Raw genomic sequence first — 15,189 nt, 5'->3', positions numbered from 1 at the left:
CGTTACCTGATGGCCATCAGGGCACCGTTTTCCCCCTCCGAAAACCTGACCCGAAGCCCCTTTGGCGCGACTTGAAGGCCTCCAAAGCCAGCCCCGAGGCCAATCCGCTGAGCGCCAGCCTCCGTCGAATGGAAGCCCGGCTCTGTTTTGATGCTCAATTGCGCACCGCTTGATATTCGCTTGATGTCCACCTGTGCATCAACTCGCTCGCACTTGTCATTTCGCGCGGAATGTGGTCAATGGCGCCATCTCCTTGGCTCGGGGCGCCAAAAGCGCCCCTCCCGACTTGTCAATTTGTTCGGAATGTGGTCAATGACGCGACCTCTGGGCGTCCAAACACTAAAAAAGTCGACGAGTGACCGGGCACTCGTCGTAAAAATTAGCGATTGGGCTAATTCTCATTGACCACATTCCAGCGAATTTGCCAAATTGGACGGAATGTGGTCAATGGCGCCACCACCTGGGCTCGAGGCGCCAGAGGCGACCTTCCCAACTTGTCGTTTTGTTCGGAATGTGGTCACATTGACCACATTCCAGCGAATTTGCCAAATTGGACGGAATGTGGTCAATGGCGCCACCACCTGGGCTCGAGGCGCCAGAGGCGACCTTCCCAACTTGTCGTTTTGTTCGGAATGTGGTCAATGACGCGGCCTCCGAGCGTCCAAACACTAAAAAAGTCGACGAGTGACCGGGCACTCGTCGTAAAAATTAGCGATTGGTCCAATTCTCATTGACCACATTCCAGCGAATTTGCCAAATTGGACGGAATGTGGTCAATGGCTTTCAAGCGGCATCTAGCTCTGGGCCCCTGAAACGGCTCGTTAAGTCCATGCCTTGTCAGTTGGCCCACAAATCTGGTCTGTAGGACTGTTGACGTCGACTGGTAAGCCTTGCCGCTGGCCTCCTCACCGCTCACTCCACGAGACTTTTCAGTTGCTCGGGGACTTCGATGCCCAGGCGGTCACAGACGACCTTGAACTTCGCCCAGTCCAACTCATCGACCTCGAGGTCGTCAATGTCTGGATGCCAATCGTTGGAAGTGGCGAACATGTCCGCGAGCGCAGCCTCAGGTTGAAGCGCAGGTAGGCCGAATAGCCCATCCTTGAGCTTCATGTCCCTCATCGCGACATACCAGCGTTTCGACTTCGGCCACGCCACAAAGCCATCCGTGTGGGCCCGGTTTGCCGGCGCCAGCACGGCAACGTCAATTTGGTGCGCGACCTGGGTCGTCAACCCTGAGGCGTGAATCACAGTTGCGCCGCGGACCAAGGCGGTTGGGTGCACGTGAAGGACGGCCTGAGGCAGAAACTCCGACGTCGAGTTCCTGTTCTTGAGCACGTTGAAGTAAAACCCGGTCCTGGGGCCAGACGACTTGACGTAGCCGGCCGCGGCCCACCGAGACAGGTAGACCTTGGCGACGCCCTTCTCGATGCCGAGCAACGAGGCGCAAAGGTTCAGCGAAAACGCATCCGGCAAACTCAAGAGCCGCTGAATGACGGACACCCGAGTGCTCATGGCTTTGGCCGCCGCGCTCTGGCTGCTGGCACCTGCGGAGCGGCCGGCCCGCTCTCGCTCCCCTGCAGCGCAACTTCCACCTTCCGAAATGCCTCGTCGACGTACCGCGCGAAGCCGCGAATGCCGTCCATGGTCGACAGAATATTTCAGTGATGCGGAGGCAGCCAGCGCCTGAGTTCTGAGTCCCCCTGTTTGACCAAGTCGTCGACGTTGTGAGCGTGGAATCGAATCAGCGCCTGGCGTGGGCTCATTCCATCCGGAGTCTTGTAGCCGCTGAGGTGGTGCAGGAACTGATTGATGGTCGCGTCACTGGCCGAGTCCGGCACCGCTCGCACCTGTGTGCCCAGCCACCACAGGTCGTCGAGGTCTCTCCATTTTGTCGTGGCCGCCCAAGTCCGGACCTGGTCGGAGGCGATTGGCTTTCGCGAATATCTCATGGCTGGATAACAAACTTGTTAACTAATTGTTGTCATCTTGATGCACTCGCGATAGTGCCTAAAAGAATGCATCGTCGCAAAGTCACCTACAAGTGCCATCCCTCGGCAGCGCATCCCCTGGCCACATCAGGCTCGCGAAAAGGGCTCTCCTGAGCGGAGCCATGCAGCGGTTCAGCATTGTTAGTTGCACCGCATGATGCACACTCGCAACATTGACTGCAACATATAGCAATGACCACCTCTTCGCGCCAGGACGATATCGTCAGAGTCCTGCTCGACCAATACCACGAGCTGTCCCGACAGACCGAGTCCGAGTGGGTCTCCGCGACCGACGTCGCGGAGGTGCTTCAGGTCGACCGCACGACGGCATTCCGAGCCCTTCATGACATGACGGGCGATGGGCTCGTTGAGGCCCGGGGCAACACGCGCAATCGTCGATATCGTCTCGATTGCAACTCGGAGCCGTTCATCCGCTGGGAGCTTAGCCAGCCTCCAGCCACGCGCGCGCTTTCTCCGTACAACCCCGCCGTTCTGCAGGCCTACGAGCCGAATGTGACCCGCTGGCTGAGTCCGGAGCAAGCAAAGGCTCTTTTGAGCATTGCCCGCGCTGACGCAACAACGAACGACACGTCCTACCGCTGCGTCATGAACAGTCTCGTCATTGACCTGTCGTATGCGTCGAGTCGGCTCGAGGACGTGCGCATCACCTGGCTCGACACCAAGCGTCTTGTCGAACTCGGAGAACGCCCGGAAGGGATGTCGGAGCAGGAGTTCCTCATCGTTTCCAACCACAAGACGGCTATCCAGTACATCTGCGATCACCGAGCCGATCTCGACCTCTCGCGACCCACGCTGCTCGAGGTTCATCAAAGGTTGAGCCGTAGCCTACTGGGTAACCCCGCAGACGAGCGCCGCCTGCGGCTCGCTCCTGTCCACGTCATTGAGAGCACATATCGGCCCATCAGTGTTCCCCAGCAACTGGACGAGGAGACGACAGCGTTTTGCGAAAAGGCGGCGCGCATCGAAGACCCGTTTGAGCAGTCGCTCTTCACGATGGCGATGATCTCCTACCTGCAGCCATTCATGGATGGCAACAAGCGCACGTCGCGCCTGTGCATGAACATCCCGCTGCTGAAGCACTCCTTGGCGCCATTCACCTTCACTTGCGTGAATCGGCGCGAATACACATTCGCCCTCCTGGCCTTCTATGAGCGTGGCCGGCCCGAATTCCTCGCGAAGGTCTTTCACGACACCTATATGCGCTCGGCGCCGCGGCACAACGATTTGCTGTCGCTGCTCAATGAAGGCGGCGTGCTGAGTACTGTCGAGGTTGCGCCGCCAAATCTGTGAATCTTGCCCGTGCGGTCTTGGAAAAAGGCATGACCTACGATTCAGCCATCCACTTGGCCATCACTCGGCCCCTGCGCGAGTGCTGCCAGCTTGCCCAACGGCCTTCGGGGTGGAACGTGTGCGGGGTTGCTTCTGGGGCTACGCGTGTCGAAGCCAGCCGCCCATGCGGATGGCGGTGATGCGCTCGCGCAGGCGTGCGTAAAGCGGAGGGTCGCCCAGACACAAGTCCTCTGGCGCGTCCTTCTTGGCCATCAACAGCACGCATGCCAACTCGACCTTGGCTTCATGGGATTCAGGCGAAGTGCCGGCGCAGCGCTTGAGCAGGGATCCCATAGACTCGTTGCCTCGCAGAAACCGAATCGCTATGACGCGTCGGTCCCTCTGAGAGACTGAAGCCAGGATGTTCTGATTCTGATTCACGAGCGTATCTTGGCCTGTGAGCTGGAGCAGTTCACGCAGCATGGAGGTATGCGGGCAAGTTGGCTGAGGCCATGGATCACAGCGCGAGGAATATCACCTAGCGCGATGTTTGACAAGTTTTAGCCTTCAAGGCCAAAACCGCATCGCAACGCATGGGGCTGAGATAAAGCGGGGCCAGAGATGGCCCATGGGACTCCGCTAGACAACTGTATGCCGAGGCACTTTCTTTTGACATCCTCCCCATTCTGAAGGGCAGAGCAGGTCACCCTGACGGGATCAGCCTACTGCCATCGAAGGTCTTCTGCACACCGGCATCTTTGTGGAGATGTGTTCGTTGCGGCTTGCTATCTATGCAGAATCTATGCATAGATCATGTATCACTTAGACCGTAATCACGAGGTGATTCTGGGCGTACTCGCACACAGAGGAATCGCCTCATCTCAAGAGCTTCAGGCAGCTACAGGCAAGAGCCACGCGATACGGACTTCCCCAACTGATTCGCGGCAATCCGGCCCCGCAGCGGCTGTAGCGGACGGGTGAGGGCGTTAGCGTCCGGGCGTTCGGTCTCTTGACCTTTTTGGCGGGCGAGCTCGTTCACGTCGAGTTGGACTTTGTCCCGGCCAGCGCCTTGGCACGCCAACGCCGGCTGAGCACACTCGAGGTCGATCGCGCGGCCGCGCTGATGGCCTTCGGTCAGTTCATCGGCAACACGGCCATGCACTGCGGCAATCTTGGACTCATGGTTGACCTTGAGGGCATTCGCAGGGGGCGGTTCACGCTCGCACCGGTGTACGACAGGCTGCCAATGCACTGGCGGCCCAACGCCGCCATGGGCGACGCTCCGGACTACGCTCCGTTTGATCTTGACCAAGCAACTGCATCGAGCTCAGCAGCAAGACCAGCGCGCGAGTTCTGGCTGGAGCTGGAGGCACACCGCAGTGTCAGTACCGGTCTCAAAGCAGTGGCCAACAAAATGGCCAAGCAGCCTTGCTGCGGCACAAGCGATGGTTCCCCGTGGCGCCACCATGGCCTGTCTTCCTCTAACGTCCATGACGGCGGAAGGATCGGCCACGACGTCCGTCAGGCGGACCTCCTTCTCGTAAAGGAGTCAGTTCAGGACGTCGTCAGGGAGCCGTATTGGATGTCGCCTAGCTTGTGTTTCAATGTACGCCAAAATAGAATTTTCAACAGAGGTTCTATTTTAATAGACATGAATACCATCCAAGACGTCTCTGCAGCCCTGCGCAAGGCGCTTCAAGAGAGCGGCAAGACCCAACAGGCGCTGAGGGAGTCCGCTGGTCTTTCTCGCCAGACGATGGTCAACGTCATGCGCGGCAGCGAAGACTATCGTCTCAGCACCCTTTTGGCGGTCGCGGACCGACTTGGTTTGGCCTTGGTTCTCGTTCCCAAGTCCAGCGCCGCTGGCCTCCAGGCGTCTTCGCAAGCCCCAGCGGTCGAGTCTGTAGTTGATCTCGCGCGCCAGATGCTCAAGCGCACCGGCGCCCGAGAAGGCGGAGAACGCCATTGAGAGTCAAGGCTCTCGCGATCTTGCTTGACCAGCGTCGCGTTGGTGTTCTGTTCCAGTACCCGCTTTCGCATGACCAGGTCATCAACCGCTTTGTCGCGGACGACGAATTCGGCTCGGACCCCCAGCAGCCGTATGTCTCCCTCTCGATGCGTGCAGGGCAGCCTGAGCAACAGGCGGCACTGTGGAAGGACGTAAGCGCACCTAGCTTCAATGGCGCCTACTCTCGCAAGAACATGCGTGCCTGGTTGCTGCCAGCGTTTTTCCAGAACCTACTGCCTGAAGGCCCACTTCGCGAGCGCATCGCGCAGAGGAGGCAGTGCGACAGTGAGGACTATTTCGAAATTCTCGCGGCCACCGGCAAAGATCTGCCTGGCGGTCTTCATGCGATACCCATCAATCCAAACGACCTTGAGAAAGGACGCCTATCGCGATTGATGACACAGGGCAAGGATGCCCTCGAGATGTCTGTCGTCGCACAGCCGCTGGAGGAGGCTGCCTCCGTGCCCGGCATGCAAGCCAAGCTGGCAGTGCTGCGTGCAGGCGACCGGTTTGTCGCACGGGCGAAGCTTAGCGAAGATGACGACCGCATCGCCGTTAGGCATGTGATTGCCAAGCTTCCTGTCGGTGAGCGAGCGCACCTTCCAGAGCTCGAGGAGCTATCACTGCGAATGGCACAGGCGGCTGGCGTCAGCACAGTCGAAGCAGAGCTCATGCCGCTGGGAAACTTGGCCGTCGAGCATGGATACGACCTCGGCGAGGTTGGAGAGCAAACACCTTTTCTTGCGGTGTACCGCTATGACCGAGACGCGCAGACGCCGACAGGTCGCGTCCACTGCGAGGACTTCGCCCAGATCCTCGGGGTGCAGCCGGAAGACAAGTACACCTCAGACTATCTGACGGTCGCCGCCGTGATGATGCGCGTTCCCTCCCTGGGAGAGGCCGCTGTGCATGAGCTGCTTCGCCGGATCTTGGTCAATGACCTGCTCGGCAATCCGGACATGCACCTGAAGAACATCGGTGTCCGATACACCCATCCGACAGAGCCCGATCTGCCGCCGGCCTACGACATCGTGGCTTACAGCGCCTACGGGGTTCAACCTTACGCTCGGGCGCTCCGGTTGTTCCCGGAGCAAACAACGGATCAAGGGCGGTTGGATCTAGCCATCGTGCGCGAGTTTTGCACTCGGCTTGGCATTCCAGAGAAGCCCGCCTGGTCAAGCCTCAAGCGGTGTACCGATAAGGCTCGGGCTCTCTGGCCGGCGATGATCGAAAAAGCCGCAATCAGCGAGCGGATGAAGTCGCTGCTTCTCGCACATCTCGGGCGTCAACTGAGCGTGCAAGTACCTGCGACGCGCTCACATACGAACCGCTAACGTTGCGTCACTCGCCAGCTGTCAGGCGACATCCAGATCAGCCCCCATTCACTAGAAGGAGGTCCGCATGACGGCCGTTGCGACCGATCCTTCCGGCGTCATAGCCGTTGGAGGAAGACAGGAGATGTTGGCGCCACAGGAGGTGCAGAGGATGGTGGCGCTAAAGGCGCCAGGATGGGGAACAATGCGCATCAGCAAGGAACTAGGCTGCTGCCGCAACTCGATACGGAAGTACCTGCGCACCGTGCCGCGCATCGTGGCGCCGATGCGGTATGCAGATTTGCGCTTTCTGGTACTGCCGCAATCCGCAATCACCTTTTCCCACTCGCAGATTGTCTTGTATGTCATATCACTGGCTCACCCAGTGAGCCAGCAATCGTGTATGGTCTAGACGCATGAAAGCCAATGATCTGCCGCCCTGGTTGACTCCGGAAATCACCCATGTGACCTGGGAATCTGAGACCCGCCATTACGGCATTCGCATCAGCCCGAATTTGTGGGGAGAGCTGGAGCTGCATAAGGAGTGGGGAGGCCGCTTCAGTCGGAGAGGAAACTCAATGGTCATGCCCGTGCTCAATGCCCAACAAGCCCAAAGGTTGATAGCCCAAGAAAATCTGCGTCGCGTCCGCCGGGGATACAAGATGCGAGTTATCGCCGAAAACGTCGCCCATGGGGCCACCTAGATCTCCTTCGGGTCCCAAGTGACATGGCCACTTTAGGTCTACCAGAGATTTGACAGAGATCCTAAGGTTGAAGGTTAATGGATTCGGGCATCGGTTCATGACGAGCTGCGTCGCCTGCCTGTCTACGTAACTGATCTGCACACTCAGATGGTGGAATCGGATCAATATTGCTGTGAGGCAGCACCTCGTTGTAGTCGCTGCGCCAATCAGCTGCATCGATGCGAGGCCTAGCTCAGGCTCTGGTACCAATGCTCATTGAGGCACTCTTCGCGAAACCTGCCGTTGAAGCTCTCGATGTCGCTTGACAGCTGAGGCGTACTACAACCGGTAACTCGCTAGTCAAGCCACCATGATGGCAGCTTGACTCAAACCGAATGGCTTCCCCGATTCTCGGAGCGATTCAGAGCTCTAGGCGCTTGGGTGTGATCGAACTGCGGCAGTGGGTCACCACCCTGGGCATGTCCCTGCCGGCCTTCCTGCAAGACTTTGAAGCCCGCCTAAGCGCTGCCCAAAGGCCCTATCGGGAGCGGTAGCAGAGTCGACCACATCATCGTTCCCAAACGCGGTGAGTGCGCGGCGCGCCAAAAAATACGACTCAGTCCCAGGCCTCATTCAGCCAGATACTGGCGTCCTCTGCTTTCCTCAACAAGAGAACGGAACGCACATGGACATCCGAGCCAGTCTTGCTCAACTCCCGGACGATCAAGTCATCGGCCCCAAAGAACTCGCGGCCATGCTCAACACCACCACGGCCTACATCTACAAAGTCAACTCCAGCGCTCCGGATCGGCTGCCCCCCCCGGCTCAATGGCTTTGGAAGCAAATCGGCTTGGCGGCTGGGCACGTGCCGGCAGTGGTTGCGGAAGCGGGGGTGAGCGGCTTGAATGAAGGCAACGTTGATGGCGGCACTTCGCCCCCTCAATTCTGATGAAGACATAGCCGAATCTCGGCGAGAGCATCTGATCACGATCACTCGCCCGAGGCTCTCCCAATGTCTTCTGCAGAATCACTGATCCTTCGCGCCCGCTCAGCCCTAGATTTGCCGACGCTGTACATGCTCGGCAAGGGAGGGAAGCGGCCGGAGCGCCCTTATCCACACGGCAAGGACTATGTGGACCTGGCTGAGAACACATCAGATCCCACGATCAAGGTGTACCGTGAGAAGGCGCAAGCCCGCGGCTACAACCCCGACAAGCTCGGCCCACTGCCGGTGTGTGATTGCAGTGGCTTCATCTGGTGGGTCTTGGGCGAAGCAAGAAACGAACGCAATACAGACTGGATCCACCAGGACGCCCGCAATGCTGACATACGCTTTCGGGTTGTTTCCACCAGCCCCGACTTCCCGGGCAGACCGGGTGACTTGCTGGTGTACGCCCACCATGGCAAGACTTCATATGGCCATGTTGGCCTGATCACCGAAGTTCAAGGCGGCACTGCCGAGGGCCCCGCCAGTCAGGTCATTCACTGCTCCTCGGGCAACATGGAACTGCCGCCCCGCGATGGGCAAATCTACCCGAGCGGTATTGCCGAAACCGGGGTCGAGGTCTTCAAGGTTCATCACAACCCGCAGCACCCGGAATGGTCCACCTTGGTGTGTCGGCCATGGCTGCTTTGGGACTGACCCAAAGACTGGGAGTTCAGCATGTCTGGAGCGCCAAGTCAGGCTGGCAAGCCTGCATGAGCCGTCGGTAAGATTCGTGCAAATTCGGCCGCAGCGACGCTTCAAGGGTGTGGCAAGGTAGTCAGCGTTGGCAACTACAGTCTTCAGGCAGTGCACTCTGCAAACGATCGCTTTTGTCGCGCGCTGCGCGCTCGAGCCATTGACCAGACAGCTTGTCGCCAGCCTTTTGAAGGAACGCTCGAGTCCCTTGGTGTGGTCCCTCGTTTCAGTGATGAAGGGAGCGCTTCGAAGGGTCAATGGGGCTGCTTGTCCGAACTCAGTGAGGTTTTGACGCAGCGTTTAGTAGTTGGTCCGCACCAGCATTCAAAGCCGTCGTGATGCCTGCCACTCTGGCAAACGCCAATCGCAGACGATGGCGGCGGCCCTCAAGCTCGTTGTGACCAGTGCGGCTGCGGTCAATGAGACCCAGCCCGGCAGGGAGAGGACCTGGGTTGCGACCAATACCCATCCTCCCGCAAAAGCGCAAATCGCATACGGGCGATGGTCATGAAATGCGCGCGGTATCTCATTGCAAACCACGTCCCGCAGCACGCCTCCAAATACTGCGGTCACCATGCCCAAAAGTACCGCCACGATGGCGGGCATTCCGCTGTCCAGCGCAATCTGCGTGCCGCTGGCGGTGAACAGGCCCAGCCCAATCGCATCAGGCCACTGCATCGCACGCTCCGTGGGTTCTAGATGCCTGGCGCGCATGAAAGCCATGGCAGCGATGCACAGGGCCAACAGCGCCCACAACCAGCCTGCATGCTGAACCCAGAACAAAGGACGCCGGTCTAGCACCACATCGCGCACGGTGCCGCCACCAAACGCGGCCAATCCGCCCACCACGCAGATGCCCACAGCATCCAGCCGCTTTCGGGCGGCCTCGATGACACCCGACAGCGCAAAAGCCACGGTAGCCACGGCTTCGGCGACCACTTGAACCTGACTCAATACCCAAGGTGCGCCGCTTGCCATGATGAGCTGACCTGAAACTGTGAGGCCCGGATCGTAACAAGCTCAGCCTGGTCGCCTAGCGACCTGCTTTCAGTACCCGCTAATCCAGCTTAGACGATCGATGACGGATGCTTGGCCAGCGGCGTGACCGCGATCTTCATGAACGGGAACAGGGGCAGCTTGCTCAAGGTGTCGTGCAATTCGTCGTTGCTCTCGACGTCGAACACGCTGTAATTGGCGTATTCACCCACCACGCGCCAGAGATGAGGCCACTTGCCAGCACTTTGCAATTGCTGCGAGTAGGCTTTCTCTTCTGCCTTGATGCGTGCAGCCTCTTGCGGATCAAGCGTGGCAGGGATGTTGACGACCATGTGAACCAGATAGAGCATGGGATGTCCTGGGGTTCAGGCAACGTGCCTGAGGGTTGAGAGAAAACGCAGCACGGCCTGGTTGAAGGCCTCGGGCGCCTCCAAGTTGGACAGATGGGACGCCGCCACCATGGCCAGCGCCGCCCCCGGGATGCTGGCCTGTATCTCTTGGGCATCGGCCACGGTCGTCACCGGGTCCCGTTGACCAGCCACCAGCAGCGTCGGCAGGGCGATGCGGCCCAACTGATCACGCAGATCCGAGCTGGCCAGGGCCTCGCAGCACGCGGCATAGCCCTGGGGCGCAATGCCGGCGATCCACGCTTGCGCCTCCTGCACAAGGTCAGGCTGCGCCTGCACGAAGTCGACGCTGAACCATCGACCTGGGGACGATGCAGCCAGGGACTGCATGCTGGACAAGCCGCCTTCGCGCACCATGCTCGCGCGCTCGCTCCAAGCTTGCGCGGTCCCGATCTTGGCGGCGCTGTTGCAAACCGCGATGGCGTTGAACCGACTGCCAGCATGAATGCCCAGCCACAGTCCGGTGTGGCCGCCCAGGGAGATGCCGCAGAAGGCAGCCCGTGCGATGCCCAAGGCATCCAGCACCGCCAGCACGTCTTGGCCGAGATCAGCGACGGTATAAGGGCCCGGCGTGACCGGGCTGCCACCATGGCCGCGCGCATCGTAGCGAACTACGCGGTAGTGCGCGGAGAACGCGGCCACCTGTGGGTCCCACATCTCCAGCGTGGTGCCCAGGGAGTTTGAAAGGATCAGTGCGGGTGCATCGGACGCACCGTCCACCGTCACGCGGAAGGTGCCACGCGCGGTCTCCAGAGAGACGGGGGGTGAAAAACTCATGTGCGGCATGATGGATCGGTCCGTGTCACACCCGCTCGACGATGAGCGCAATGCCCTGCCCCACGCCGATGCACATGGTACACAGCGCGAAGCGGCCACCGCTGCGGTGCAACTGCTGAACGGCCGTGGTCACCAGCCGTGCGCCGCTGGCCCCTAAAGGATGCCCCAAGGCGATGGCCCCGCCATACGGGTTCACGCGGGCGTCATCGTCGGTCAGGCCCAGTTGGCGCAACACAGCCAGGCCTTGCGAGGCAAAGGCCTCATTGAGCTCGATCACATCCATCTGCGCCAAACTCAGTCCAGTCTGGGCCAAGAGCTTTTGGGTGGCCGGCGCCGGGCCGATGCCCATGATGCGCGGCGCAACACCGGCAGTGGCCATGCCGACCACACGCGCCTTGGGGGTAAGACCGTGCCGCTTGGCGGCCGCCTCGCTGGCCAGCAACACCGCGCAAGCGCCATCATTGACGCCGCTGGCATTACCCGCCGTCACGGTGCCGCCTGGCCGTACCACCGGCTTGAGCTTGGCCAAGGCCTCGACGCTGGTCTCCCGCGGATGTTCGTCCACGCTGACCAGGAGTGGATCGCCTTTGCGTTGAGGGACGGCGACCGGCATGATCTCTGCGGCGAACAGGCCCGCCTTCTGGGCTGCACCAGCCTTGGCCTGACTGCGCCACGCAAACATGTCTTGGTCCTCGCGCGAAATCTTGAAATCCTCCGCCACGTTCTCGGCCGTCTCGGGCATGGCGTCGACACCGTACAGAGCTTTCATCGCGGGATTGATGAAACGCCAGCCTATGGTGGTGTCTTGAATGGAATTGCCCCGAGAAAAGGGGGTGTCTGCCTTGGGCACCACGAAGGGAGCGCGACTCATGCTCTCGACCCCGCCCGCGATCATCAGGCCCGCTTCGCCCGACTTGATGGCCCGTGCCGCGATGCCAATGGCGTCGAGGCCAGAACCGCATAGGCGGTTGATCGTGCTGCCAGGCACCTGTTGCGGCAGCCCGGCCAGCAGCAGGGACATGCGTGCCACATTGCGGTTGTCCTCACCCGCTTGGTTGGCGCAGCCAAAGATCACGTCGTCAACCGCGCTCCAATCGACCTCCACATTGCGCTCGGTCAAGGCCTTGAGCACGACGGCGCCCAGGTCATCCGGTCGCACGGACGACAACGCGCCGCCGTACTTGCCAAAGGGAGTGCGAATGGCGTCGCAAATAAATACGGGTTCAGTCACAGGCAATCTCTTGGTGAAGGGTGTCGGGTTTCATTGCGCGGGGGAGATGGGTAAGCCCACGATGCGCTCAAGTGCTTCGCGGCTGAGGCCATCCACGGCATCGATCAGTTGCAGCCCCTGCTCGGTACACGCAAACGTGGCCAGGTCGGTGTAGACGCGCTTCACGCAGGCCAAGCCGGTCAAGGGATAGCTGCACTTCTCGACCAGCTTGCTCTCGTTCTGTTTGGTGAGCAGGTCCATCATGACCCAGGTTTGCTTGGCGCCGATGGCCAGGTCCATGGCACCGCCAACGGCCGGGATGGCATCCGGCGCACCGGTGCTCCAATTGGCGAGGTCGCCCGTGGCCGACACCTGAAAGGCGCCCAGCACACAGATGTCCAGGTGGCCACCGCGCATCATGGCGAAGCTATCGGCATGGTGGAAAAAGGCACCGCCGGGTCGCAGCGTCACGGGTTGTTTGCCCGCGTTGATGAGGTCGTAGTCCTCCTGCCCCTCGGCCGGGGCAGACCCCATGCCCAACAGGCCATTCTCGCTGTGCAGCACCACCTCCATGCCTGCGGGCAGGTGGTTGGCCACCAGCGTGGGCTGGCCTATGCCCAGGTTAACGACAGCGCCGTCGAAGATGTCTTGAGCGACGCGTGCGGCGAGCTGGTCCTTGGTGCGACGTGGGTAGTCCATGTTCATGCGGCTTTCTTGAAGCCACCCGCTTGGGTGGCCACGCGGTCGATCTGAACGATCTTGTTGACGAAGATGCCCGGCGTCACGATGTGCTCGGGATTGAGAGCCCCCAGCTCCACCACCTCGTGCACCGTGGCGATGGTGCGTTGCGCGGCCATGGCCATCACGGGGCCAAAGTTGCGCGCCGCCTTGCGGTAAACAAGATTGCCCCAGCGGTCACCCGCCTCGGCCTTGATGAGCGCCACGTCACCATGGATCGGATACTCCAGCACATAGTGCTTGCCATTGATCTCGCGCGTCTCGCGGCCACCCGCCAACTGCGTGCCATAGCCCGTAGGGCAGAAGAACGCACCGATGCCGGCGCCCGCCGCGCGGATGCGCTCGGCCAGATTGCCCTGCGGCACCAACTCCAGCTCCAGCTTTCCTGCACGGTACAGGCCATCGAACACCTGACTGTCTGCTTGGCGCGGAAAGCTGCAAATGATTTTGCGCACGCGACCCGCCCGCAGAAGCGCCGCGAGGCCGGCTTCACCATTGCCCGCGTTGTTATTGACCACAGTGAGGTCTTTGGCGCCCTGGGCGATCAGGCCGTCGATGAGTTCATTGGGAATGCCGGCGGTGCCGAAGCCGCCGATCAGAACGGTGGCACCGTCCTGAATGCCGGCCAGGGCCTCTTCGACCGATGGAGCGATCTTGTTGATCATGTAGCCGTCTCAAAAAGGATAAGTAAGTCGTGACGTCGACATGGCCGCGTCACTTAGAAGCGACTGCTGGGAGGCCCGCCACCACGGTGTCTGGAGCACCGACAGCACTGGGCGATGGCGCCGCACGGCCATGGCGTACACAGAACACAGCGACGGCAGCAATCAGCGCAGGCAAGGCGATGGCCATGAAGTTGTGCTCCAGCGGTAGCGCCATCGCCACCAGCCCCCCGATCACGATGGGCGCCAAAATGGCGCCGCTGCGTCCGACGCCAGAGGCCCAACCAATGCCGGTGGAGCGCACCGCCATCGGGTAGTACTGGCCCACATAGGCGTAGGTCACGATCTGGGTGCCGATCGTCGAGGCACCCGCCAAACCCACCAGCACAAACAGCGCTGCTGTAGGCACCGGAAAGCCCAGCAGGCTGATGGATAGCGCTGCCAACAAGTACATGCCCACCAACACATACTTGATGTGAAAGCGGTCGGCCAGCCAGCCCCCACCGATGGCTCCGACCATCCCGCCGAAGTTCAGTACCAGCACGAAGGTCAGCGCGGAACCCAGCGTGTAGCCGGCACCGGCCATCAGTTTGGCGAGCCAGGAGCTGAGCGCGTAGACCATGAACAGGCACATGAAAAAGGCGACCCAGAACATCACGGTGCTGAAGCCTCGGCCCTCTTGAAACAATTTCCCAATGGGCGCCGTGGTGTCTCGGTCTTGCTGGGGCAGGTCGAACGAGTCGTCGGGCTGCGGGCGAAAGCTCGGGGCTAGTTGGGCGGCGATGGCTTGCAGACGAGCCGTCTGTCCCGTCTTGATCAAGAAGGGCATGGACTCCGGCATGGACTTGAGAATCACCGGGATCAGCAAGACCGGCAAAGCCGCCGCCAGAAACACCGACTGCCAGCCATGGCTCTCGATCAGACCCTTACCCACCACAGCGGCCAGCATGCCACCCACGGCATAGCCGCTGAACATCAGCGTGACCATGGTGCTGCGAATCTTGCGCGGTGAGTACTCCGTCATCTGCGCCACCACATTGGGCATGACGCCTCCGATGCCCAGGCCCGCCAGAAATCGCATCACGCTGAAGGTCACCGGGTCGCTGGTCAGGCCCGCTGCAGCGGTGAACACGCTGAACAGCACTATGCAGATGGCGATGGCCCGGCGGCGTCCGATTTTGTCGGCAATGGTGCCGAGAAAAATCGCGCCGAACATCATGCCGAACAGAGCCGAGCTGACCATGAAGCCGGCATTGGTGGGGCTGACCCCCATTTCCTTCATGATGGACGGCAGGGCGATGCCAGCGACCGCCAGGTCGTAGCCATCGAAAATGATGATAAGCGAGCACCAGAGCAGCACGCTCCAGTGGAAGCGATTGAAGCGCGCCTCATCGGCGACTTTGTGCAGGTCAATGTGTCTCATCGTTGTCTCT

General features: G+C 60.6%; 16 protein-coding genes. 6 read left to right on the top strand and 10 right to left on the bottom strand.

Translation table 11 applies throughout. From position 1 onward, the window contains the following. Positions 1-912: 912 nt before the first annotated feature. Positions 913-1,503, bottom strand: coding sequence for a hypothetical protein (locus KAK11_RS21240; protein WP_210811594.1), 591 nt, complete (start codon positions 1,501-1,503; stop codon positions 913-915). A 680-nt stretch (positions 1,504-2,183) separates the two neighbouring features. Between KAK11_RS21240 and KAK11_RS21235 the strand changes: the two genes are divergently transcribed. Beyond that, positions 2,184-3,302 (top strand): Fic family protein, encoded by a 1,119-nt coding sequence (locus KAK11_RS21235; RefSeq protein WP_210811593.1) that lies wholly within the window; start codon positions 2,184-2,186, stop codon positions 3,300-3,302. A 138-nt stretch (positions 3,303-3,440) separates the two neighbouring features. On the opposite strand, the gene KAK11_RS21230 is transcribed toward KAK11_RS21235, so the two are convergent. Continuing rightward, positions 3,441-3,635: a hypothetical protein gene (locus KAK11_RS21230; protein ID WP_210811591.1), complete on the bottom strand. Its 195-nt coding sequence runs from the start codon at positions 3,633-3,635 to the stop codon at positions 3,441-3,443. 655 nt (positions 3,636-4,290) lie between these two features. On the opposite strand from KAK11_RS21230, the gene KAK11_RS21225 reads away from it, so the two are divergent. From KAK11_RS21225 to KAK11_RS21215, 3 genes are all read left to right on the top strand, one after another. Beyond that, the gene (locus tag KAK11_RS21225; protein WP_210811590.1) at positions 4,291-5,250 is read left to right on the top strand and encodes a hypothetical protein; all 960 of its coding nucleotides are present in this window, start codon (positions 4,291-4,293) and stop codon (positions 5,248-5,250) included. Positions 5,251-5,270: 20 nt separating this feature from the next. Next, entirely contained in the window at positions 5,271-6,623 is a 1,353-nt protein-coding gene (locus KAK11_RS21220; protein ID WP_246499212.1) for a type II toxin-antitoxin system HipA family toxin, read from the top strand. Between the two features lie 395 nt (positions 6,624-7,018). Then, positions 7,019-7,306, top strand: coding sequence for a hypothetical protein (locus KAK11_RS21215; protein ID WP_210811587.1), 288 nt, complete (start codon positions 7,019-7,021; stop codon positions 7,304-7,306). A 227-nt stretch (positions 7,307-7,533) separates the two neighbouring features. Here KAK11_RS21215 and KAK11_RS22340 read toward each other — a convergent pair whose 3' ends face one another. Continuing rightward, positions 7,534-7,614: an integrase core domain-containing protein gene (locus KAK11_RS22340; RefSeq protein ID WP_210811623.1), complete on the bottom strand. Its 81-nt coding sequence runs from the start codon at positions 7,612-7,614 to the stop codon at positions 7,534-7,536. A 356-nt stretch (positions 7,615-7,970) separates the two neighbouring features. Here KAK11_RS22340 and KAK11_RS21205 point away from each other — a divergent pair, with 356 nt between their 5' ends. Together KAK11_RS21205 and KAK11_RS21200 are read left to right on the top strand one after the other, a co-directional pair. Then, positions 7,971-8,234, top strand: coding sequence for a hypothetical protein (locus KAK11_RS21205; RefSeq protein WP_210811586.1), 264 nt, complete (start codon positions 7,971-7,973; stop codon positions 8,232-8,234). A 63-nt stretch (positions 8,235-8,297) separates the two neighbouring features. Further along, the gene (locus KAK11_RS21200) at positions 8,298-8,927 is read left to right on the top strand and encodes a CHAP domain-containing protein (protein WP_210811585.1); all 630 of its coding nucleotides are present in this window, start codon (positions 8,298-8,300) and stop codon (positions 8,925-8,927) included. A gap of 363 nt (positions 8,928-9,290) precedes the next feature. On the opposite strand, the gene KAK11_RS21195 is transcribed toward KAK11_RS21200, so the two are convergent. The 7 genes from KAK11_RS21195 to KAK11_RS21165 all read right to left on the bottom strand — a co-directional run bounded on the left by KAK11_RS21195 (position 9,291) and on the right by KAK11_RS21165 (position 15,179). Next, entirely contained in the window at positions 9,291-9,944 is a 654-nt protein-coding gene (locus KAK11_RS21195) for a trimeric intracellular cation channel family protein (RefSeq protein ID WP_210811584.1), read from the bottom strand. An 89-nt stretch (positions 9,945-10,033) separates the two neighbouring features. Then, positions 10,034-10,312: a muconolactone Delta-isomerase gene (catC, locus tag KAK11_RS21190; RefSeq protein WP_210811583.1), complete on the bottom strand. Its 279-nt coding sequence runs from the start codon at positions 10,310-10,312 to the stop codon at positions 10,034-10,036. 15 nt (positions 10,313-10,327) lie between these two features. Continuing rightward, positions 10,328-11,146, bottom strand: a complete 819-nt coding sequence (gene pcaD, locus KAK11_RS21185) for a 3-oxoadipate enol-lactonase (protein WP_210811582.1) — start codon at positions 11,144-11,146, stop codon at positions 10,328-10,330. Positions 11,147-11,171: 25 nt separating this feature from the next. Further along, a complete protein-coding gene (gene pcaF, locus KAK11_RS21180; RefSeq protein ID WP_210811581.1) occupies positions 11,172-12,377 on the bottom strand; it encodes a 3-oxoadipyl-CoA thiolase in 1,206 nt (401 codons plus the stop codon). Positions 12,378-12,407: 30 nt separating this feature from the next. After that, positions 12,408-13,061 carry a 3-oxoacid CoA-transferase subunit B gene (locus tag KAK11_RS21175; protein ID WP_310737851.1) on the bottom strand — a complete coding sequence of 218 codons (654 nt, stop codon included), beginning with the start codon at positions 13,059-13,061 and terminating at the stop codon, positions 12,408-12,410. Continuing rightward, positions 13,058-13,759, bottom strand: a complete 702-nt coding sequence (locus KAK11_RS21170) for a 3-oxoacid CoA-transferase subunit A (protein WP_210811580.1) — start codon at positions 13,757-13,759, stop codon at positions 13,058-13,060. The genes KAK11_RS21175 and KAK11_RS21170 overlap by 4 nt, the downstream gene beginning before the upstream one ends. A gap of 49 nt (positions 13,760-13,808) precedes the next feature. Next, a complete protein-coding gene (locus KAK11_RS21165; RefSeq protein WP_210811579.1) occupies positions 13,809-15,179 on the bottom strand; it encodes an MFS transporter in 1,371 nt (456 codons plus the stop codon). Positions 15,180-15,189 lie beyond the last annotated feature (10 nt).

The organism is Ideonella paludis, assembly GCF_018069865.1.
Classification (GTDB): Bacteria; Pseudomonadota; Gammaproteobacteria; order Burkholderiales; family Burkholderiaceae_C; genus Ideonella; species Ideonella paludis.
Note: the sequence above shows the minus strand (reverse complement) of the source record. Positions and strands in the feature narration are given on the sequence as shown.